Consider the following 21,542-nt stretch of genomic DNA (forward strand, 5'->3'; position numbering starts at 1 on the left):
CTCAGCCTCCTTGCATGGGGGCGAGCACTTCGATGCTGTCGCCGGAGGACAGGGGGTGGCTGGCCCGCAGGCTGGCGGGGATAAAGCTGCCATTGACGGCGGTAGCGACTTTCGCGCCGCCAAATCCTTCGGCCTCTAGCAGGGCGGCAAGCGTGGGCGCGTCACTGTCGAGCGGGGCACCGTTAAGCTGTAGTTTCATGGAAAATCTCCGGTGTTTTGGCGTCAAGGATCAGGTCAGCCACCATGGTCGCCAGCGCGGGGGCGAGCAGGAAACCGTGGCGATACAGACCGTTGGCGCGGATCAGATTGCCCTGCCGTTCGATGCGCGGCAGGTTGTCGGGGAAGGCGGGGCGGCTGTCGACGCCGATCTCTAGGATCTCGGCCTCGCCAAAGGCGGGGGACAGTGCGTAGGCCGCGCTTAGTAGTTCAAGCATGGACCGCACGCTGGCATGGGCACCGGCGCGGCCTTCGACCATCGTGGCCCCGAGCATGTAGATCCCGTCACCGCGCGGCACGAGGTAGATCGGCACACGTGGGTGCAGCACGCGGATGGGGCGGGTGATCTCGATATCGGGGCAGGACAGCAGCGCCATTTCCCCTTTCACGCCGCGCAAATCAGGCAGATCGGCGCGCGCGTGATAGCCGCGGCAATCAACGACGATGCGGTCTTGCGCCAGCGCTTCGGGGGCGGCCTCGCCCTGTTCAAAGCTGGCCCCATCGGCCACCAGCCCGCGCCACAGCTCTGCCAGCGCAATGCGGGGCGACAGGTGGGCCTCGGTCTGGAAATAGAGCCCTTTGGCAAAGCGGTCGCCCAAGTCGGGTTCAAGCGCCGCGATCTCTGCGCCGGTCAGGGTTTGGTGGCTTGTCGTGCGGCGCGCAAAGCGGGTCAGATCGCTGCTGTCCCGCGCCGGAGAGATCACAAGCGACCCGCGTCGGTGCAGCGATGTGGTGTGTTGGCCCCACCAATCCGCCGCCCTTTTCCCCAGCCGGATCACCGGTTCCTCGGCGCTTTCACCTTCGCAAAACGGGGCGAGCATGCCGCCAGCCCACCAAGAACACCCTTGCGGGCCGGGCTGGCGGGCGCGGTCGATCAGATGCACGCGCATCCCGCGGTCCAGCAAGACACGCGCGGTACACAGCCCCGCGACGCCCGCGCCGATGATGGTGACCTGCGTCATGACCAGACCGCGTGGAAGTGATGCACCGGCCCGTGGCCCGTGCCGATATCAAGTTGATCGGCGGCGATGATGGCGCGGTGCAGATAGTCATGGGCGGCCTGTACCGCCGCGCCAAGGGGTTTGCCGTGGGCCAGCCCCGCAGCGATGGCCGCGGCGTAGGTGCATCCCGTCCCGTGGGTATTGCGCGTGTCGATGCGCGGCGCGCTGAACCATGTGACACGCTCTGCGGTGACCAGCGCGTCGCTACAGATATTGCCCGCGCTATGGCCGCCCTTCATCAGCACCGCCTTCGGGCCCATCTTGAGCAACGCGCGGGCCTGCGTGACCATCTGGTCGGCGCTGTCGGCCTCGGGCTGGTTCAACAGGCGGGCGGCTTCGGGGAGGTTGGGGGTCAGCAGATCGGCGCGCGGCAGGATATCCGCGATCAGCGCTGCGACGGCGTCTTCTTGCAACAGCGCATCGCCGGATTTTGCGATCATCACCGGATCAACCACGACGGCCCCCCGAAACGCGCAGAGCGCGGATGCCACCGCCTGAATAATCTGCGGAGAAAACAACATGCCCAGTTTGATCGATTGCACCGAAAGATCGGACAGCACCGCATCGATCTGGGCCGCGACGATGGGGGCGGGGATCTCGTGTACGGCGCTGACGCTGCGCGTGTTCTGCGCGGTCACGGCGGTGATCACGCTGGCGGCATAGACACCATTGGCCGACATCGCCTTGATATCGGCCTGAATACCGGCACCGCCGCCGCTGTCGGATCCGGCGATGGTCAGGGAAATGGGGGTCGTCTTGGTCACATGCTCGCCTTTCGGTGGTGGGCAAGCAGACGCAAGAATGAGCTTTGTGGCGTGGACCCAAGGCCGTTGCACAAAGATACCCGTTCCCTACGCCGGTATTGCCCGGATCAGGTTCGACGGGTCGGTGCACGCACCTCTCAGCCCCCTAGGGCACCCCGACGGATAGATGTTGGAACTGCGGCCCCTGTGGGGGCCTGCAGCGTCGTTGCCTTAGGCGTAGCCAAGTTCGGCAAACGGTGCAAGCCGCAAAATATTCAACCGAAGGTGGCGCAATTTTGGGCAAAACGGGCGCGGTTTGGGCAGCCCTCCTGACGCTTGTCAGCCGAAACAACGCCTCGTAACCCAAAGCAACGTAACGTCACATTTCCCATATTCTGCGGTGTTAACCCTTTGGCATCAGCAAACTAGGGGTGATCGCGCAAAGACCCCGCGCGGCTGCGGTATCAAGTTCTGTTCTGCGGTATTGGCATCGAAATATCTTGCCCCTAGGCTGATTGACAGATTGAGTCGGATACCCTCGGGAGGAGGGGGCCGACACTCGGGAGGATGCGTTTTCTGGCCCGTTTTACGGGTCATACCGGACGCGTCGCGACAAGCATTGGGAGGTGCTGCGTGACATCTGCAAAGATCACATCTGCGTCCTGCGCATGGGCATCCGCAGCTTTTGCGGCGCCTGTGATCCTGCGATCCCGAACAATCCAAAGATGTACAACAGGGAGAGAGACCACATGAAGAATATGACACGTTTTGCCAAGGCCGCTGTCGGGTCCTTTGCGGTATCCATGGCGCTTTCGGGCGTCGCGATGGCGCAGGAGTATGAGTGGCCGCGCATGCTCGTGATTGCCACGCCGGGCACGTCGACAGGCAGCTTTGCCTCGACCAACGGTTGGGGGCCTGCGTTGCAAAAGGAAACCGGCACCACCGTGCGGATCGTTCCTGAAGACAGCGAGCCCATGCGCTACAAACGTTTGACCGACCGCGAAGATATCGCGATCGCGTCGGTTTCCGCGTCGGAAATGGCGTTGCAAGCGGAAGGGGTCGGCGGCTACGCCTCGGCGAAACCCATGCCGCAGCGGATCCTGTGGCACCACAACGACACGCCTTGGGGCTTTGTTGTGGCTGGCGATTCCGAGCTGCAAAGCCTTGAAGACATTGGCAAAGGCGGCGTGCGTGTCACCTCTGGCGTGTTCTCGCCCGCGATTGTCTCTGCGATCACACAGGCCCTGCCTGCCTTTATCGGCATGACGCCCGAAGAAGCACAGGAAAAGATCGAATTCGTCCCGGCCTCCAGCTACGGTGAAAACTGTCGTTCGGTTGTCGAGGGGAAGTCCGATGTGGCCTATTGCTCGCCGATCTCCTCGGTCCTGTCCGAAATGGAGGGCGCACCGGGCAGCATCCGCTGGCTGCCAATGGACCCCGCCAACAAAGAAGGCTGGGACGGCTACCTCAGCTACCGCCCCATGACGATCCCCTCGACCATCTCTATGGGGGTGAGCACCGCCAAGGGTGTCGAGTCCATGACGTCGAACTTCGTCTATGCCGTGCCGGTCACCGCAGAAGAGGATTTCGTCTATAACATGGCGAAGTGGATGAATGAATCCCACGACAACTACAAAGGATCGCACGCGCTGGCGACCCGCATGTCGCTGGAGCATTTCCGCAACTTCCTGGATGCCAACCCGATCCCGGTGCACGAAGGCACGGTGAAATACCTGCGTGAAATCGGGGCGTGGACCGAAGAAGACGATGCCTGGAACAACGAGGCCATCGAGAAGATGGACGCGTGGATCGCGGCACGCAACGCCGGCATGAAAGAGGCGATGGAGCAGGGCGTCGAGATGAATTTCGAGAACCAGGAGTATCTCGACATTCTGGCCAAGCACACCGACGGGCTGGAGCCGTTCCGCTCGCGCCTGTAACGCCGCGCCGGACCGTCATCGACGGCATAAGACAGGGCGGAGCACAGCGTGCTCCGTCCTCCTAAGACACTGCCACAGCGCCCTTATTTTCAGGATCATCCATGTCAGCAACAAAACACCCTCCGGCGGCTGAAACGGCTGTCGAACCCTCGTCCGAGACGACGCGACTGGGGGGATTATTCTCGTTCACCAGCATCGCTTTTGTGCTGCTGTGTACCTTTGGCCTCGGGATGGGGCTGGCCTATGTATTCGGCGTTCCCATCGGCGGGCGGCGTCTGATCGAGGGGCAGTATTACTGGGTCTTCATCGGCACCTTCCTTGCGGCGGCGTTCATCGCGCTGCCAGCGGTGAAATCGCACACCCATGTGCCGATCTATGACATCGTGGCGGCCGCCGTGGGCTTTGGCATCTGTATGTGGTTTTCCATGTATGCATGGGAGATCGTGCAGGCGGGCTGGACCAATTTCTACGCGGGCGTCGTGCTTTGGCTGCTGATGCTTGAAATCGCGCGCCGGTCGGGGGGCATCCCCTTTTTGCTCGTGGTGCTGGTGCTGGGGCTTTACCCGCTGGTGGCCGATTACTTCCCCGGTTTGCTGATGGGCATCCCTTATACGTTTGAACGCATGATCGAGGCGCATGTCTTCCGAACCGAAGGGTTGATGGGTATCACCACCAAGATCGTGGCCGAGATCGTGCTGGGCTTTCTGGTCTTTGCGGGCGTGCTGATCGCCACGGGGGCGGGGCAGTTCTTTATCGATCTGGCCAATGCGGGCTTTGGCAAGTACCGCGGCGGTCCAGCGAAAGTATCGATCGTGGCCAGCGCCTTTTTCGGGTCGCTGTCGGGGTCGATTTTCTCGAACATCGCGGGCACCGGGTCGATCACCATTCCAACCATGAAAAAGGTCGGCTACCCGCCCCATTACGCTGGCGCGATCGAGGCCTGTGCCTCGACCGGCGGGGTGGTGATGCCGCCGGTGATGGGGGCGATTGCCTTTGTCATGGCGATCACCATCGGTGTGGATTACGCGACCGTGATGGTGGCCGCGATCCTGCCGTCGGCGTTGTTCTATTTTGGTCTGATCCTGCAAGTCGACGCCTATGCCGCGCGCAAGGGGCTGGTGGGGATGAAACCCGAAAACCTGCCCTCGGCCCGCGAGGTGATGAAGCGCGGCTGGCCCTTCCTGCTGGTCATGATCTTTCTGGTCTGGGGCCTGCTCTATATGCGGTGGGAGTATTACGCCCCGTGGTACGCCAGTGCGCTGATGATCGCGCTGAGCTTCCTGCAACGCGAGACCATGATGACACCTGCGCGCATCTTTGAAACCCTGCGCCAGGTGGGCACGCTGGTCACACAGACCGCAGCGATCATCCTGCCGATCGCCTTTGTGGTCAGCGCCTTGACCATCACCGGTGTGACAGGGTCGATGACCTCTGGGCTGGTCGCTTTGGGCGGGGATAACGTCTATCTCGTGATCGCGCTTGGGGTTTTGGCCTGCTTTATCATGGGCATGGCGGGGCTTGCGATTGTGGCCTACATCTTCCTTGCGGTGACGCTGGCACCCGCGATCATCGAAATCGGCGGGTTGAACACGGTCGCGGTGCACTTTTTCATCGTCTACTACGCGATGCTGTCGGTGATCACGCCTCCGGTGGGGGCTGCGGCGTTTCTGGCGGCGACGATTGCGGGGGCCAAGCCGATGCTGACCTCCTTCACCGCGATGCGGCTGGGGGTGGTGATCTACTTTGTGCCGCTCTTCTTCCTGTTCCAGCCTGCGCTGGTGCTGCAGGGCGATCTGACGCCGCTGATCTATGTGCTGCCGTCGATCATCATCGGCATCACGCTGCTGTCCGGCGGGCTTGAGGGCTATCTGCTGGGCGTCGGTATGGTGCGGCCCTGGTTGCGTCTGCCACTGGGGATCGCGGGCTTTGCCTTCAGCTTTCCGGGGCTGACGACGACGCTGATCGCGGGGGTCGCCTCGGCGGTGCTTGTCGCGGTGATCTGGCGGGACAACCGCAACGGCGTGGTTGCGGTTTCTTGAGATTGGGCGCGCGGGGACATCCCCGCGCGCCGCAGTTCATGACGTTTGCGAAGGGCGCAGCTGTGCCGTCCCCAAGGCGCTCAGCGCCAGCATCAGCGCCGCGGTGCCAAGACACAGCGCCAGCCCCCCCAGTTGATAGGTGAAGCCAGACAAAAGCGTGCCTACCAACCGACCGGCCGCGTTGGACATATAGTAGAACCCCACATCCATCGTGACCCGCTTTGCATCCGTAAAGCTGAGGATCAGATAGGAATGAAGCGCCGAATTCACCGCGAAAATCGCCCCGAACACCAGTAAGCCAAGGACAATCGTGACCGTCAGCGCGGGGGATGGCGCAGGCGTGATCCAGACCAGCGCGGCCAGCAGGGCGGGCACGACGACCAGCGCAAGGTTCCAGTGGCGGGCCTGCGCGAGCGTGTCGCCCTCGGTCCGGCCTGTGGCCCGCAGTATCTTCGGGGCCCAGCCTTGCACGGCCCCATAGAGGATCGTCCACACCGCCAGAAAGCTGCCGATCATAAAGAAAGCCTCCCGCTTGCTTTCGACGCTGCCATCGGAGAGCACGGCGTAGAAATAGATCGGGATGCCCACGACAAACCACACGTCGCGCGCCCCGAACAGAAACAGCCGCGCGGCGCTCAGCCAGTTGATATTGCGGTTCTTGGACAGGACTTCGGTGAACTTGGCATCCTTGCGCCCCACCGGCAGGCCCGCGGGCATACCGATAATGACGCCGATCAGGATCACAAACAGGATCGCGGCCATCACCAGCGTCGACGGCACAAACCCCAGCAGCGCCAGCATCCCCGCACCCAGCAGAAAGCCAGCGCCCTTGACCGCGTTCTTCGATCCGGTGAGCAGTGCGACCCAGCGGAACAGGCCGCCCCCCGTGGTGGGGGCCAGCAGCTTGACCGCGGATTTAGAGCTCATCTTGGCAAGATCCTTGGCCACGCCCGACAACCCTTGCACCAGCATGACAAAGACGACCGAGGCGGCGACGCTCCATGCCGGATCAAGCTGTGTCAGTGCCAGCAGCGCGACCACTTGCAACGACAGCCCCGCATAAAGCGTCGAGGTCAGTCCGAAGCGCGCCGCGATCCAGCCCGCCGACAGGTTGGTGACCACGCCCGCGATCTCGTAGAGCACAAACAGATAGGCCAGCTGCACCGGAGAGAACCCGAGCGTGTGAAAATGCAGTAGCACCAGCATCCGCAGCGCGCCGTCGGTCAGCATAAAGGCCCAATAGGCGGCGGTGACAGTGATATAGGCGGTAAAACCGGCAGGGCGTGTCACAGCTTGCCGCCCACCATCAGCGCCACATCCACCAGACGGTGCGCATAGCCCATTTCATTGTCATACCACGCATAGATTTTGACCTGCGTGCCATTCACCACCATCGTCGATGGCGCATCCACGATCCCGCTGCGGGTGTCATTGGTGTAATCCGACGACACAAGCGGGCGTTCCTCAAAGCCCAGAATACCCTTGAGCGGCCCCTCGGCGGCGGTTTTGAACAGGGCGTTGACCTCGTCTACGGTCGTCTCACGCTCCACCTCGAACACGCAATCGGTGATCGACGCATTCAGCAGGGGCACCCGCACGGCGTGGCCGTTCAGCTTGCCGGTCAGCTCCGGATAGATCAGCGTGATCGCCGTGGCCGACCCTGTGGTGGTCGGGATCAGGTTGGTCAGCGCCGATCGGGCGCGGCGCATGTCCTTGGCGGGGCGGTCCACGATGGTTTGCGTGTTGGTCACGTCATGGATCGTGGTGATCGACCCGTGTTTGATCCCGATCCCTTCCAGCAGCACTTTGACAACGGGGGCAAGGCAGTTGGTGGTGCAGCTCGCCGCGGTGACGATGCTGTGCGTGGCTGGATCATAGGTGTCGTCGTTCACGCCATAGACGATATTCGCCGTCGGCCCGTCCTTGACGGGGGCAGAGACAACAACCTTTTTCACGCCCGCCTCGAAATAGGGGGCAAGCTTGGCCTCTGTCTTGAACGCACCGGTGCAGTCGATCACCACATCCACCCCCTCCAGCGGCAGGTCTGTGATCGATTTGGTGCTGGTCACGGGGATACGCGTGCCATCAATGGTGATCGCATGATCCTCTGCGCTGAAGGTCGCAGGCCAGCGCCCGTGAACGGAATCAAACTCCAGCAGATGGGCGTGCATCTCGGGGTCGCCAACCGCGTCGTTGATAAAGGCGATCTTGGCCCCCTGTTCCAGCAAGGGCCGCAGGGCGAGTTTTCCGATGCGGCCAAGGCCGTTCAACGCATAGGTTGTCATAGTGGTTTATCCTGTTGTCACTGGGTCGGCCCCGATGGCATCGACCCGTTTTTGCAAGGCAGCGCGGTCCAGCGCTTCGAAAGGCAGGGCGGTAAAGGCCAGCAGCCGGTTGTGCAGCGCGCCATATGTCTGTTGGAAGGCCAGCCGGCGTTCCGCTTCTGTCCCTTCGGCTTTGACGGGATCGGGCATGCCCCAATGCCCCGACACGGGCTGGCCGGGCCAGGTGGGACATTCCTCGTTTGCGGCGTGGTCACAGACGGTAAAGACGAAATCCATCTGCGGCGCATCGGCGGTCTGGAATTCAGAGATATGTTTGGACCGCAGCGCGTCGATGCTGTGGCCCTTGGCTTGCAGCATCTCGACCGCAAGGGGATTAAGCTCGGACTGGGGCAGGGTGCCCGCGGAATAGGCGGTGAACCGGTCGCCCGCCATGTCACGCAGGATCGTCTCTGCAAAGATGGAGCGGGCGGAGTTGCCGGTACATACGAAAAGCACGTTGAACTTTGTCTGGGTCATCATCTGCGTCCTGTTAATGAGGTCAGAAAACGGGGGCGGGCAGAGATCAGCGCGCCCCCGACAACAATCCACGAACAACCCCGATACGACCTCGCCCGCCGCATCAAGGCTGATGGTATACAAAAGACGCGTCCCGTCGCGCCGCTGCGAGATCAGCCCGACTTGCGTCAGCGCCGACAGATATACCGACGCCGTGCTGGATTTCAGCGCCAACACCTGCGCGATTTCCCCCGCAGGTAAGGCATCGGGATAGCGCCGCATCAGCAGGCGAAACACGGCAAGCCGCTGCGGGTGGCTCAGGGTGGCGAGTCGATCTGTGAGTAGTGATTCCATATTTCATGGATATGTGAAATAGAGATTGGGCGTCAACACCTCTGTTCGGTCCCGCCAAAGGTTTTTTGCCGCGGGGGTGCGTTTTGGGTGACGTGGCGTTTCAGGGGCAGGGTGTCTTGCGCGCTCTTGGCTTTGCAGGCATCGATTGGGAAACAGCGCGCCCGCGCACGGTGACAGACGTATAAAGGACCCGACATGACAGATGTGACCCTGGCCGAGGTATTGGCCACAGCAGAGCAGGACGGCGCCGCGCCGCGCTATCAGGTGCCAGAGAACTGGGCGCAGGGGCGTACGGCCTTTGGCGGATTTACCGGTGCCTTGCTGGTCAATGCGGCCCGTCGGGACCGCCCCGATCTGCCCGCGCTGCGGTCGGCGCTGATCAACTTTACCGCGCCCGTGTCGCAGCCGCCCACGATCCATGCCGAAGTGCTGCGCCAAGGGCGCAACATCACCACCATCGCCACCCGCGCTGAAATCGACGGCAAGGTCGCGGCAACGGGCACTTTTTCTTTCGGCCATGCGCAGGAAAGCCAATTGAGCGTAGGCCATACCGCGCCCGCCGCCCCCCAAGGGCCGGACGACACGCCCTCTTACTTCCCGCCCGCGCTGAAACGCCCGCCGGTTCGGTTCTTTGTCAACTTCGAGGTCAAGCTGATCGAGGGCAGCCTGCCGTTCTCCGGTGCGGATCGCGGCTATGTCCGGATTTGGGCGCGGCACCGTGATCCGGCGATGTGGGGGACGCTTGAGGGGCTGATCGCGATTGGCGACGTGCTGCCCCCTGCGGCCTTCCCGATGATGACGCGACCGGGGCCGAATTCATCAATGAACTGGATCATCAACCTGCTGTCCGATCACGCCAATACCCGCGACGGCTGGTATATGATGGAGACGCAGCTGACCGCCGGTAACGGCGGCTATAGCTCTCAGGTCATGCGGGTCTGGAATACGGATGGGGATATGGTCGCAGACGGCATGCAGTCGGTGATCATCTTCGCCTGACGCCACGCTGTCGCCCGATAGGATAAGCCCGGCCCGAGGATATCAGGCCGGGCTTTTGCACGTGTAAGGGGCGGATCTACTGCGCCGCCATCGTGGCCGATCTGGACGCGGGTTTGGCCGGTGCCACATGCATGCCGAGCCGTTGCAGAAGGTCGTTGTCTTTCCACGTGGCGGGGTTTTCGGTGGTCAGCAACTGGTTGCCCACAAAGATCGAATTCGCCCCCGCCAGAAAGCACAGTGATTGCAGCTCGTCGCTCATCCCGGTGCGGCCTGCAGAGAGGCGCACGACCGAGGCGGGCATCAGGATACGCGCCAAGGCCACCAGCCGGACCAGCGCAAAAGGGTCGACCTTTTCGGATTTTCCCTGCACCGGCACGCCTTTGACCGCGTTCCACAGGTTCACCGGCACGCTGTCTGGGTGGCTGGGCAGCGTGGCGAGGGTGACCAGCATGCTGATCCGGTCCGCTTCTGCCTCGCCCATGCCAAGGATACCGCCGCAGCAGACCTTGATCCCGCCCTTGCGCACATGTTCCACCGTTTCAAGGCGGTCTTCCATCGTGCGGGTCGAGGCGATCTCGGCGTAATACTCGGGCGAGGTATCGATGTTGTGGTTGTAGAAATCGAGCCCGGCCTCCTTGAGCTTGGTCACCTGCTCGGGCGACAGCATCCCCAGCGTCATGCAGGTCTCGAGCCCCAGATCGGCCACGCCGCGCACCATGTCGGTCAGCTTGTCCATGTCGCGGTCCTTGGGGCTGCGCCATGCAGCCCCCATGCAGAACCGCTGCGCGCCCGCATCCTTGGCACGTTTGGCGGCGGCGATGACCTCTTCCGCGCCCATCAGTTTGGTCGCTTTGACGCCGGTGTCGTAATGCGCCGATTGCGAACAATAGCCGCAATCCTCGGGGCAGCCGCCGGTCTTGATGCTCAGCAGGCTGGCGGTTTCGATCGCCGTGGGGTCGAAATGCGCGCGGTGCAGCGTTTGCGCCTGATGGATCAGGTCGGGGAATGGCAGCGCGTGGATCGCTGCCGCTTCGTCGAGGGTCCAGTCCGTGCGGATCATTGATCACGCCCTTTCAACCGCGACAGGCCCGACAGCAGTGTCGCCACCAGCAGCACCTTGACCACATCGCCCAGCAGGAAGGGGGTCAGCCCTGCGGCCAGCAGCTTGGGTGCGGGCACGAACAGCGCCAGCCACGCCAGACCACCGGCATAGACCACGGTCAGCCCCGCCAGCATCGCCAGCACGCGCCCGATCCAGCCGCGCCCCATCGCCAGCCAGCCGGTCAGACCCGCCGCCACAAGATAGCCCAGCAGATAGCCGCCCGTTGGCCCGACCATATAGCTGAGCCCGATGCCGCGTTCAGGCGTGCCGGAGAACACCGGAAGCCCCGCTGCACCGGCCCCAAGATAGGCCGCCATCGCCGCCAGCCCCAGACGCGGACCAAGGGTGAGGGCGACAAGAAAGACCGACAGCGTGTGCAGGGTCATGGGCACTGGCCAGAACGGGATCTGGACCTTGGCCCCCAGCGTGATCAGCGCGGCACCGGCCAGCGCGAGGCCAAGCCCCTGCGCGAAGGACGGGTTACGGGGTAGGGATGTAATCGCAAGTGCCATCTGGTTTCCTCCGAGTGATAGCTTTCAAGGTCTATCCCAGTAGGACGAAGGACGCGCCTTCTGACAATTCAGATTATAGATAATTATCTAAAAAACTCGGAAGTGCCTGAACCGATTTGATTTTTTAGGGTGCGACTGCGCTTGCCGATCCACCCCACATGGCGCGAGAGCGTGGTGCAGGCCAGATCCACCTGACCTTTTCGCAGCGCGTCGAGGATCAGACGGTGGTCATGATCGGTGCGGGCTTCCCAATTTGTCCGCCACGCCCGCAGAATGAACCGCGCGCTTGCCGCTTGCAGGTCGTCAATCGACCGCATCAGCCGCGGCATCTGGCAGGGTTCCAGAATTAATCTGTGAAAACAGCGGTTTGCTTCTTCCCATTCATGTACATTCTGGGCGCTGTCGCCTTGCAGGTTGGCCTTATGCGCCTTGGCGAGGATATCGGGTGTCAGGTTTGGGGCGGCGTGCCGCAGGGCGAGCGCTTCGAGGCTGGCGCGCATTTCGGCGACCTCCCGCAGCTCTGCCATATCGAAGAAAGTGACGCGAAATCCACGCCGTGGAAGGCTTTCTGCAAGTGATTGTGTCTCTAGCAGGCGGAAGGCTTCGCGCACGGGCACATGGCTTGCGCCGAATTCCTGCGCGATGTGGTCTTGCCGCAACCGCGCGCCCGGGGCCAACTGCCCCGAGATGATGCGGTCGGCCAATATGCGCGCAATCCGGGCGGAGTGGGTCTCTGATCTAGACTGGGTCATGGATTATAGATAGTTTTGACCGCCCCGCTTGTCGAGCGGGTAAACTCAGATCGCCCGCAGCAGCAATCCGCCCGCCAACAGGGCCACACCAAGCCCCGCGGCAAGCTCGATCAGGGCGGCGATCTGGGCTGCACGGGGGGTACTGGCCCACCCGGCAAGCACGCCGCCGCGCAACGCGCCGGCACCAAGACCCACGGCGATGGTGATGGTCGCGGTGCCAAAGGCCATCGCGAAAGCACCGGCAATCCCGACGCCCGCGATCCCCATCTGAAGCGTGATGATCAACACGAACAACGCCCCCGTGCAGGGCCGCACCGCGATAGATCCGATCAGCAGCAGCGTCTCGCGCAGGGTGGTTGCCTGTCGAACCTGTTCAGCGGTGGGGCCATGCGCATGGCCACAGGTGGCGCAGATACCGTCATGGTCGTCCTGGTGGTGATGGTGGTGATGATCTTGCGGCGTGGGAAGCGTCGCGCGGAAATGGCACAGGCCCCGCCAGAACAGCCACAGCCCGACACAGGCAATCGCGCCATAGCTGACGGGGGCCATAATCGCCTCTGTCAGCGAAATCATACGCTCGCGCCCCAAGTGCAACAGGCTCACGCCGGTATAGACCAGAGCCACCGCCGTCACGGCCTGACCCAGCGACGACAGCAGCGCGATCACCGACAGTCGCAGCATCGGCACAGCCTTGGCCGCGCCATAGCCGCCGATCAACACCTTGCCGTGACCGGGGCCTGCGGCATGCACCACGCCATAGGCGAAACAGGCGGACAGCAGGGCGGTTACCGCCTCTGGCTGGCCCGCACGCACGGCGCGCAGCGAGAGGGCGATGCTGTTTTGAAACGCGCGTTGATGCGCCGCAGCCCATTGCGCCAGCCGGTCAAAGCCGCCGGTCCACCACAGCGCGGCAAGGGCGATGACCACGCCCAAGGCGATCACGGTCAGGGCGCGGCGCATGTCACATTCACCGTGGGTGCCATTTGCGCGCCGATATCCGGCAGACCCGCGTCGGAAGGATCGGTCTGGGCATCAAGCTGGGCGAGCTGTTGTTGCAGCGCCTCCATCGTGGCGGTGACATCGGGCATGGCGACACGGGCGCGACAGGTCGGCGCGCGCGTGGTGTCTATTGCGGTCGTGATGTCGTAGGCGGTGTAATAGGTCGCATCATAGGGTTTGATCGTGAGCGCTGTCCCGGCGGGGATTGCGGTTTCCAGCGCACGGGTGTGCATCGTGGTGATCTGTCCGTTATCAAACTGCGTCGCAATCTCGGTCGGGCCGGACAGCGCGATGGTGTTCGCCTCGGTGCTGATAACCAGATCGCCGTTGAACCCGTCGACCCACTGCATGTCAAAGCCGTTCAGCGTCGCAAGCTCCGTTTCCGTGAGCGCCCCGTCGCCGTCGGCATCAAGGCCCATATCCTCGGTCACCAGCAAGGAATAAAGCGCGTCATATTCCCAGGTCACCCGTACATGGGTCAGTTGCCCTTGATCGTCGGCGACAAGCGAGAGCTGCGTGTCGATAAACACATGGGGGTGCGCGGCCAGCGGCGCGGCCCAGAGGGTGAGGACAAAAGGGGCGAGCTGTCGGATCATAGGGCTGTGATACAAGTCTTGGACAGGGGGCGCAATTGCGCGGGCGGCGGATAGGCGCGCTTCCACTCGGCGCGGTTTATCCCCCCATGCGACGGCTCAGGTAGCGTTCAAGCTGGGCCATGGCATCATAGATCAGCACCGCAAAAAGCCCCACGATCAGCCCGCCTTGCAGCACATAGGCAGTGTTGTTGGTTAGCAGCCCGGCGATGATGACTTCGCCCAGGGTGCGCGCGGCAACGGTGGAGCCGATGGTGGCGGTGCCAAGGGCAATGACGACGGACAGGCGGATGCCGGTCAGGATCACGGGCAGGGCGAGGGGAAGCTCCACCCGCCAAAGGCGTTGCCAGCGGTTCAGCCCCATGCCGCGTGCGGCCTCCATCGTGGCGGGGGGCAGGGTCGACAGGGCGGTGATCGCATTCTCGAAGATCGGGAGCAGCCCATAGAGAAACAGCGCCACCAGCGTCGGCCCCGCCCCGAACCCCAAGGCAGGCACGGCAAGCGCCAGCACCGCGACGGGGGGGAAGGTCTGACCGATGTTGGTGATCGTGCGCGACAGCGGCAGGAAGGACGCGCCCACAGGACGGGTGACAAAGATTGCCAGCGTCACCGCCACCAGCGTCGCCGCGACAGAGGCAAGGGCCACCAGCCCCAAATGGCTGAGCGAGAGGGACAGCAAAGAGCTGCGCGCGTAAATGACCGGTCCGCCCGCCGGGGCCAGCGGCGCAAAGAGCGGCGCGAACCAATCGGGCCGTAGCACCAGAGCGAGCAACAGCGCCAGCAAACCGGCGCGTAGCAGGTTGCCCGCTGTCATGCGTGCACCTCGGCGCGGGCGCGGATCGCGTCCAGCGTCACGCGGCCGATGATCTTGCCCTTATCGGTGATCGGCACGGCGCTGCGCCCTGTCCACAGGCAGGCTGACAGCGCGTCGCGCAGATTTGCCTCGCGGGGCAGGGGCGCGCCGTTGGCGGGACCGTCCTCCATCACCTCAGCCAGCGGGGTGAGGGAAAGCAGCCGCAGCGGGCGTTCGACATCGCCCACCATATCGGCCACAAAATCACTCGCGGGGTGGGTGATGATTTCTGCCGGGGTGGCATGTTGCACCAGCTTGCCGCTATCCATCACCGCCACGCGGTCGCCCAGACGAATGGCTTCCTCCATATCATGGGTCACGAGGATGATGGTGGAGCCGAGCGTCTGCTGGATGCGGCGCAGATCCTCTTGCGCGCGGGTGCGGATGATCGGGTCAAGCGCGCCAAAGGGTTCATCCATCAGGATCAGATCAGGGCGCGAGGCGAGGGCCCGTGCCACGCCGACCCGTTGTTGTTGCCCGCCCGACAGTTCAGAAGGGTAGCGGTGGCGGAACTCTTGCGGTGCCATCGAGAAGAGATCAAGCAGTTCGTCCACGCGGGCGTCGATCTTGTCACGGGGCCAGCCCAGCAATTGCGGCACCGCGCCGATATTGCGCGCGACCGTGTGATGCGGGAACAGCCCGTGGCCCTGAATGGCATATCCGATCCGCCGCCGCAGGATATGCGGTTTGACGTCGAGTGTTGATTGCCCGTTGATCCGCACCTCTCCCGAGGTGGGCTCTTCCAGCCGGTTGATCAGCCGCAAAAGCGTTGTCTTGCCCGAACCGGATGTGCCCACGATTACTGTGATCGTGCCGGTATCAATGGTCATCGACACGCCATCGACGGCGCGGGCGCTGTCGTAGATTTTGGTGATATTGTCGATCTCTATCATGGTGTCTCCTTGGGGAGTCGGCGGGTCAGGTCGACCAGAATATCCATCACGATGGCCGCCGTCAGGGCCAGCGCGACCGTGGGCAGCGCGCCCAACAGGATCAGGTCTGTCGCGGTCTGGTTCAGCCCCTGGAACACGAATGTGCCAAAGCCGCCGCCGCCGATCAGCCCCGCGATGACCGCCAGACCGATGTTCTGGACCAGCACGATGCGCAGGCCGGTGAGGATCACGGGCAGGCCGATGGGCAGTTCCACGCGCCACAGGCGTTGCGCCGCTGTCATGCCGATCCCGCGCGCGGCGTTCAGGGCTTGCGGCGGCGTGGCGGCCAGTCCGGCCACGGTGTTTCCCACGACGGGCAGCAGCGAATAGAGCACCAGTGCGACAAAGGCCGGTGCAAATCCGATGCCCGCGATGCCAATGCTGCGCGCACCGGGCACGGTGGCACCGACCCAGCCCAGCAGGGGGATCATCAGTCCGAACATGGCGAGCGAGGGGATGGTTTGCAGAAAGCTCAGCACCGGCAGGATCGCGCTGCGTAGCGCGGGCTTGCGGTGGCTCAGAACGCCGATGGGAAAGCCGATCAGCCCCGCCATGCCAAGCGACCCGAAGGCCAGCCACAGGTGACGCGCCGCCTCGGACGCGAAGGCGTCACGGCGTGCGGCAAATTCCTGCATCACCGACAGCGGTGCCAGCGCGCCAGAGCCGAGCACGACGGACATGGCACCCAGCACCGCTGTCAGCAACAGTGCGCGCTGAGAGGGCCCCGGTTTCATTGCGGTGATCGCATCGGCCATGAGCAGGGCAAAGATTACCAGCAAGCACCAGAACCCCGCCGCCGGAGAGACCCTTGCGTAATCGCCCGCGCCCTCCAGCAGCGCTGGCGCGCCCTGGACGAGCAGCCACAGCAATCCCGCCAGCCCCACAAGCGGCCCCGCCAGACGCAGCCCCACGTGTCTTGCAGGCAGGCCTAATGCGAGTCCCGCCAAGATCGCTGCCAATCCGGGGATCGTCTGCGCTACGGGGACCACCGCCCAGATCGGCACCGCGTCCCCCGCAACGATGCGGTTTGCGGCCAGCGTCATAAAGGGGGCCAGCATCGCTGCGGCCCCCAGAACGGCAAATAGAACCCCCGGCGCGGATAGCCGCGCCCGAGAGGTCTGCAAGGACATCGTGCCCCGGATCAGTCCAGCACCCCGGCTTGGGTGAGGTAATCACGCGCCACGGCCTCTGCCGGTTCACCGCCCACCTGAATCCGCCCGTTGAGCTTTTGCAGCGTCGCCATATCCAACCCCTCAAAAATGGGGTTCAGCACCTCGGGGATCGACGGGTATTCGACCAGTACCTCGGCGCGGACGATGGGGGTGGGCTCGTAGACGGGCTGCACGCCTTTGTCATCCTCCATCACCACCAGACCTGTGGCACCGACACCGCCGTCGGTACCATAGACCATCGCAGCGTTCACACCCGATGTGCCCCGTGCGGCGGCCTGGATCGTGGCCGCTGTATCGCCGCCGGACAGGATCACCGTCTGGTCCGCGTTCAGTTCAAACCCGTAGGTGTCCTGCATCGCGGGCAGCACCGCGGGGGAGGAAACAAACTCGGTCGAGGCCGCGAGCTTGACCGTGCCGCCCTGCGCGACCCATGCGCCGAAATCGGACATGGTGGTCAGGTTGTTGTCTTGCGCCACGGGGCCGGTTACCGCGATGGCCCATGTGTTATTGGCAGGGGCCGAGGTCAGCCATGTGACATCGTTTTGCGCGGCGTCGAGCTCGGCCGCGCGGGCGTGTGCGGCTTCGGCGTCTTTCCACACGTCGCTGTCTGCTTCGTTAAAGAAGAAGGCCGCGTTGCCGGTGTATTCGGGGTAAATGTCGATCTGGCCGGACAGCAGCGCCTCGCGGACAACCTGCGTGCCGCCCAGTTGCAGGCGGCGTTCGACGGGCAGGCCCGCGTCCTCGAGCGCAAGGGCGATGACATTGCCCAACAGCCCGCCTTCTGTGTCGATCTTGGACGAGACAGTGATGTCGGCGGCTGCGGCCGAGGCGAGTGCTACGGTAAGGGTCGCGGCGGATACGGTGATACGAAGGGAATTTTTCATGAGATGCAGGCTCCTTGGCGTAAAAAGTGACTGGTTTGTACAACTTGGGGATCAAGGTAGCGGGCCAAGCCGGGAAGCCAAGGGAAATTACTGCGAAAGCGGCAAGCGGCGGGGCGCGCACCGGTCCGTCCGCGCATTTTCGCATTTGTGCATCGAAGGCGTGCCGCTTAATGACGTCGGCAACACCCATAAATAGGTCGAAGCAGATATGAAATTCCCCAACCTCGCGCTGGCAGTCGTGCTGTCGGTCCCCTTTGCTCTTCCCGCCTCGCTGTTCGCACAAGGCGCCACAAGCGAGCAGATTGTCGATATCGCAGGTGCCAGCTTTGCGCCGGTAATCGAGCAATATCGAATCCCCGGATTGGTCGTGGGCATCACCTGGCAGGGGCAGCATAGCTTCTATTCGACGGGTGTGGCGGCGCGCAAAGGCAATGTCGCGGCGACGCCGGATACGATCTTTGAACTCGGGTCGATCAGCAAGATTTTCACCGCGACGTTGGCCGCATTGGCTGAAGACCGCGGTATGCTTGATCTGGATGCGCCTGTGTCGGACAGCATACCCCAGCTTGAGGGGGCCGCTTTCGGCGCGATAAGGCTGGTTGATCTGTCCACCCATGTCACCGGTGGCTTGCCGCTTCAGGTTCCCGGCGAGGTTGGCAATGTGCCCGAGCTGATCCGCTGGCTAGAGGGCTGGCAACCGCCGCAACCGGGGACACGCAGCTATTCCAACGTCAGCATCGGCTTGCTGGGGCATATCACGGCACAGACCATGCAGATGTCCTTTGCCCAAGCGGCTGAGGATGTGCTGTTTCCCGCGATGGGGCTTGGCAGCACCTATGTCGACGTGCCGGATGACGCGATGGATCGCTATGCCTTTGGCTATGACCGCAAGACGGATGCGCCCATTCGCGTTAACCCCGGCGTGTTGGCAGATGAAGCCTATGGGGTGAAATCGACCGCTCGCGATATGCTGCGCCTGCTGGATCTGGAGCTGGGCCGCGGCGGCGCAGATCCCGCGCTGACCGCAGCGCTTGAACGCACACGGCAGGGGCAGGCAGAGACGGCCTATTACACCCAAGACATGATATGGGAGCAGTACCCTTGGCCTGTCGATGTCGCCAAGATGGAGGCGGGCAACGGTTATGACTTTATCCTGTCGCCCCAGCCCGCGACCCGCCTGACCCCACCGTTGCCGCCGCAGCGCGATGTGATCCTGAACAAGACCGGCGCGACCAACGGGTTCGGCGGGTATGTCGCGCTGCTACCGGGGCAAGACCTTGGGATCGTTGTGCTTGCCAACCGCAACTACCCGAACGAGGCGCGGGTTCGTGCGACCCATGCGCTGATCACCGATTTGCTGGCGACGCAGGACTAGCGGGCTTGGGCGGCGCGTTCAGAAGGGGGCGGGTTACGCCGTCCCCAGAAGATCTCGGGCGATGCGGTCAAAGATCCCGCTGCCGATGGGGATAAGGTCATCGGGGAAGTCATAGTCGGGGTTGTGCAGGGCCGCGTGATCCTCCCCCGGTCCGAGACACAGCATTGCGGCTTTGGCCCCCCAGCCGAATACGCCGAAATCCTCCGAAGCGCGCATGGGTACGTTTTCCTCGCCAAAAGGCACGCCGATCGCCTCCATCGCTTTGGTCGCTACGGCATAGGCGTCTGCGTCGTTGATCGAAGCGGCGAAATGATCGTGCACCTCGAAAGAGACGCCCAGACCGTATTCAGCGGCAATCGTTGATGCGAGATCGCGCGCGGCGGCCTCAAGGTTTTCCAGCCCCGCATCGCCGGCGGTGCGCAGAGTGGCAAACACCTCTGCCGCGCCCGGCGCGATGCCGAAAGTCGGCTCTCCTATAGTGGCGTGGGTGACGGTGACCAGCCGGAAGTCGTCGTTGCGCGGGCCGCCGTCGCCGTGGCCCAGATCATCCAGCGCGGGGATAAGCCGTGCCACCGCGAGCGCGGGCGATACCCCGTCTTGCGGGTCGGCGGCATGGGCAGTTTTCCCGCTGAGCTTGACCTTGAGCCCCATCGACGCGCAGTTGATCAGCCCCACGCGGGTGGAGACAAAGCCGAACGGACTGCCCGGTTCATTGTGGATCGCAAAGGCCCAATCCGGTTTGATCGCGTCGAATGCGGGGTCGCTGACCACCGCTTTGGCCCCGCTGCCGTCCTCTTCTGCGGGTTGGAACATCAGCACCACGCGCCCCGTGGCAACCGGTTTGCGCGCGATCATGCGCCCCAATGCCAGCAGCATCGTCATATGACCATCGTGGCCGCACACGTGGCTTTTGCCCGCAACCTCGGACAGCCAAGCGATATCGCTGTTGCGTTCTTCTATCGGCAGGGCGTCAAGCTCGGCGCGGAACAGGACCGTCGGGCCAGCCGTGCCGCTGTCGAACACCGCCGCGACGCCATGACCCCCAAGACCTGTCAGGATGCGGGTGGGCGACAGGGGCTTTAGCGCACTAACGATGGTCTGTGCGGTCTCTACCTCTTCGCCAGAGACTTCGGGATGGCGGTGCAGCGCGCGGCGAAATTCGGTCAGTTCCACAAGATCACTATTGGTCAACATAAAACGCGACGCCTTCTGCTTCGGGGTTTTCTGGTATGCTACGTCAAAGCCCTAACAAACGCGACAGGTGCAGGGTAGCCGCGTTTGTGCGGGCGGTGCGGGAAACCGAGCGTAGGGGGCGGGACTAGGCGGCAGCCCCGAACCTTTCGCGATACCGGATCGGAGGAACGCCCATCAGTTTGCGGAAATCGCGGCGAAAACTCTCGGCCGAGCCGAAGCCGCAGACCTCTGATATATCGGCCAGCGGGATGGCGCTATTTTCCAGCAGCTCAGCGGCGCGGGATACCCGTTCAAGCTTGAGCCAGTTAAGGGGGGTGTCGCCTGTCTCTTCGCGGAACCGGCGGGCCAGCGTGCGCCCGCTGGTGGCGGCGGTTTGTGCCATACGCGCCATCGGCCAGTCCTCGTCAAGAGTGGCGCGGATCATATCCTGTAGCGCTGCAAGATCCGACCCCATCCGCGCCTTGGGCTCGGGGCGGGGCACGAACTGGCGCTGCCCGCCATCGCGTTGTGCGGGAAGGACAAGCCGTCGGGCGACAGAGGCAGCGACCTGCGCGCCGTGATCCTGACGAATGATATGCAGCCCCAGATCCAGCCCCGCCGCCGATCCGGCCGAGGTGAAAATCCTATCGTCTTCCACGAATAACACATCAGGGTCCACGGATATGTCAGGGTAGCGCGCGGCCAACTTATTGGTGTATCGCCAATGGGTTGTGGCGCTTTTGCCTGTCAGCAGCCCCGCCGCGGCCAAGACAAAGACACCTGAACAGATCGACGCGATCCGCGCGCCTTGGGCATAGGCGTCTTGCAAGGCGGCGCATAGCGCGGGCGGGATAGGGGCATCGGCACCGCGCCAGCCGGGCACGATGATCAGGCTGGCTTGCCGCAGCAGATCAAGATCGTCTTGCGCCTCGATCGTGATGCCGCCCGTGGCGCGGATCGGACCGGGTTCGGCCTTAACCGTCGCATAGCGGTACCAATCCGCGAACTCGGGTCGGGGCAGGGCGAAAAGCTCTACCGCGATGCCGAATTCGAAGGTGCACAGCCCGTCATAGGCAAGCGCGCAGACCAAGGGGGCGTTTCGGGGCGCAATTTGGGACATTTT

The 21,542-nt window shown here is 63.4% G+C and carries 21 protein-coding genes and 1 riboswitch; of the genes, 4 read left to right on the forward strand and 17 right to left on the reverse strand.

Annotated features, from left to right (window positions below; genetic code table 11):
* Position 1: 1 nt before the first annotated feature.
* Genes thiS through thiD form a run of 3 tightly spaced genes read right to left on the reverse strand, consistent with a single transcriptional unit; the run spans position 2 to position 1,981 of the window.
* Positions 2–199, reverse strand: a complete 198-nt coding sequence (gene thiS / locus AADW22_RS08300) for a sulfur carrier protein ThiS (protein ID WP_005853074.1) — start codon at positions 197–199, stop codon at positions 2–4.
* Complete coding sequence (locus AADW22_RS08305; protein ID WP_407473455.1) at positions 183–1,178, reverse strand: FAD-dependent oxidoreductase; 996 nt, start codon at positions 1,176–1,178, stop codon at positions 183–185. Before AADW22_RS08305 ends, thiS begins: the two co-directional genes overlap by 17 nt.
* Positions 1,175–1,981, reverse strand: a complete 807-nt coding sequence (gene thiD / locus AADW22_RS08310; protein WP_407473456.1) for a bifunctional hydroxymethylpyrimidine kinase/phosphomethylpyrimidine kinase — start codon at positions 1,979–1,981, stop codon at positions 1,175–1,177. The genes AADW22_RS08305 and thiD overlap by 4 nt, the downstream gene beginning before the upstream one ends.
* Before the next feature lie 67 nt (positions 1,982–2,048).
* Positions 2,049–2,149, reverse strand: a riboswitch (TPP riboswitch).
* 560 nt (positions 2,150–2,709) lie between these two features.
* Between thiD and AADW22_RS08315 the strand changes: the two genes are divergently transcribed.
* Positions 2,710–3,900: a TAXI family TRAP transporter solute-binding subunit gene (locus AADW22_RS08315; protein ID WP_037944075.1), complete on the forward strand. Its 1,191-nt coding sequence runs from the start codon at positions 2,710–2,712 to the stop codon at positions 3,898–3,900.
* Positions 3,901–4,001: 101 nt separating this feature from the next.
* The gene (locus AADW22_RS08320) at positions 4,002–5,939 is read left to right on the forward strand and encodes a TRAP transporter permease (protein WP_407473457.1); all 1,938 of its coding nucleotides are present in this window, start codon (positions 4,002–4,004) and stop codon (positions 5,937–5,939) included.
* A 36-nt stretch (positions 5,940–5,975) separates the two neighbouring features.
* On the opposite strand, the gene arsJ is transcribed toward AADW22_RS08320, so the two are convergent.
* The 3 genes from arsJ to AADW22_RS08335 are packed head-to-tail and all read right to left on the reverse strand — an operon-like array spanning position 5,976 to position 9,073.
* Positions 5,976–7,229: an organoarsenical effux MFS transporter ArsJ gene (arsJ, locus tag AADW22_RS08325; protein WP_407473458.1), complete on the reverse strand. Its 1,254-nt coding sequence runs from the start codon at positions 7,227–7,229 to the stop codon at positions 5,976–5,978.
* On the reverse strand, positions 7,226–8,224 hold the full coding sequence (locus AADW22_RS08330) for an ArsJ-associated glyceraldehyde-3-phosphate dehydrogenase (protein WP_407473459.1): 999 nt from the start codon (positions 8,222–8,224) through the stop codon (positions 7,226–7,228). The genes arsJ and AADW22_RS08330 overlap by 4 nt, the downstream gene beginning before the upstream one ends.
* A gap of 6 nt (positions 8,225–8,230) precedes the next feature.
* On the reverse strand, positions 8,231–9,073 hold the full coding sequence (locus tag AADW22_RS08335) for a helix-turn-helix domain-containing protein (protein ID WP_407473460.1): 843 nt from the start codon (positions 9,071–9,073) through the stop codon (positions 8,231–8,233).
* Between the two features lie 195 nt (positions 9,074–9,268).
* Between AADW22_RS08335 and AADW22_RS08340 the strand changes: the two genes are divergently transcribed.
* On the forward strand, positions 9,269–10,072 hold the full coding sequence (locus AADW22_RS08340; RefSeq protein ID WP_407473461.1) for a thioesterase family protein: 804 nt from the start codon (positions 9,269–9,271) through the stop codon (positions 10,070–10,072).
* Positions 10,073–10,148: 76 nt separating this feature from the next.
* Here the strand turns inward: AADW22_RS08340 and bioB are convergent, their stop codons facing one another.
* The 9 genes from bioB to AADW22_RS08385 all read right to left on the reverse strand — a co-directional run bounded on the left by bioB (position 10,149) and on the right by AADW22_RS08385 (position 17,871).
* The gene (bioB, locus tag AADW22_RS08345; protein ID WP_340241065.1) at positions 10,149–11,132 is read right to left on the reverse strand and encodes a biotin synthase BioB; all 984 of its coding nucleotides are present in this window, start codon (positions 11,130–11,132) and stop codon (positions 10,149–10,151) included.
* Entirely contained in the window at positions 11,129–11,686 is a 558-nt protein-coding gene (locus AADW22_RS08350; protein WP_005853098.1) for a biotin transporter BioY, read from the reverse strand. Before AADW22_RS08350 ends, bioB begins: the two co-directional genes overlap by 4 nt.
* A gap of 83 nt (positions 11,687–11,769) precedes the next feature.
* Positions 11,770–12,438 (reverse strand): GntR family transcriptional regulator, encoded by a 669-nt coding sequence (locus tag AADW22_RS08355; RefSeq protein WP_353627824.1) that lies wholly within the window; start codon positions 12,436–12,438, stop codon positions 11,770–11,772.
* Positions 12,439–12,483: 45 nt separating this feature from the next.
* Positions 12,484–13,398, reverse strand: a complete 915-nt coding sequence (locus AADW22_RS08360) for a nickel/cobalt transporter (RefSeq protein WP_407473462.1) — start codon at positions 13,396–13,398, stop codon at positions 12,484–12,486.
* Positions 13,383–14,033, reverse strand: a complete 651-nt coding sequence (locus tag AADW22_RS08365) for a DUF1007 family protein (protein WP_407473463.1) — start codon at positions 14,031–14,033, stop codon at positions 13,383–13,385. Before AADW22_RS08365 ends, AADW22_RS08360 begins: the two co-directional genes overlap by 16 nt.
* A 76-nt stretch (positions 14,034–14,109) precedes the next feature.
* On the reverse strand, positions 14,110–14,844 hold the full coding sequence (locus AADW22_RS08370; RefSeq protein ID WP_005853104.1) for an ABC transporter permease: 735 nt from the start codon (positions 14,842–14,844) through the stop codon (positions 14,110–14,112).
* A complete protein-coding gene (locus AADW22_RS08375; protein ID WP_407473464.1) occupies positions 14,841–15,776 on the reverse strand; it encodes an ABC transporter ATP-binding protein in 936 nt (311 codons plus the stop codon). Before AADW22_RS08375 ends, AADW22_RS08370 begins: the two co-directional genes overlap by 4 nt.
* A complete protein-coding gene (locus tag AADW22_RS08380; protein ID WP_407473465.1) occupies positions 15,773–16,945 on the reverse strand; it encodes an ABC transporter permease in 1,173 nt (390 codons plus the stop codon). Before AADW22_RS08380 ends, AADW22_RS08375 begins: the two co-directional genes overlap by 4 nt.
* An 11-nt stretch (positions 16,946–16,956) precedes the next feature.
* The gene (locus tag AADW22_RS08385) at positions 16,957–17,871 is read right to left on the reverse strand and encodes an ABC transporter substrate-binding protein (RefSeq protein ID WP_407473466.1); all 915 of its coding nucleotides are present in this window, start codon (positions 17,869–17,871) and stop codon (positions 16,957–16,959) included.
* 208 nt (positions 17,872–18,079) lie between these two features.
* Between AADW22_RS08385 and ampC the strand changes: the two genes are divergently transcribed.
* Positions 18,080–19,246, forward strand: coding sequence for a class C beta-lactamase (gene ampC, locus AADW22_RS08390; protein WP_407473467.1), 1,167 nt, complete (start codon positions 18,080–18,082; stop codon positions 19,244–19,246).
* A 33-nt stretch (positions 19,247–19,279) separates the two neighbouring features.
* On the opposite strand, the gene AADW22_RS08395 is transcribed toward ampC, so the two are convergent.
* Positions 19,280–20,440 (reverse strand): amidohydrolase, encoded by a 1,161-nt coding sequence (locus AADW22_RS08395; protein ID WP_407473468.1) that lies wholly within the window; start codon positions 20,438–20,440, stop codon positions 19,280–19,282.
* A gap of 124 nt (positions 20,441–20,564) precedes the next feature.
* A complete protein-coding gene (ftrA, locus tag AADW22_RS08400; RefSeq protein WP_407473469.1) occupies positions 20,565–21,539 on the reverse strand; it encodes a transcriptional regulator FtrA in 975 nt (324 codons plus the stop codon).
* Positions 21,540–21,542: the final 3 nt, after the last annotated feature.

The organism is Sulfitobacter sp. PM12, assembly GCF_045586035.1.
Classification (GTDB): Bacteria; Pseudomonadota; Alphaproteobacteria; order Rhodobacterales; family Rhodobacteraceae; genus Sulfitobacter; species Sulfitobacter pontiacus.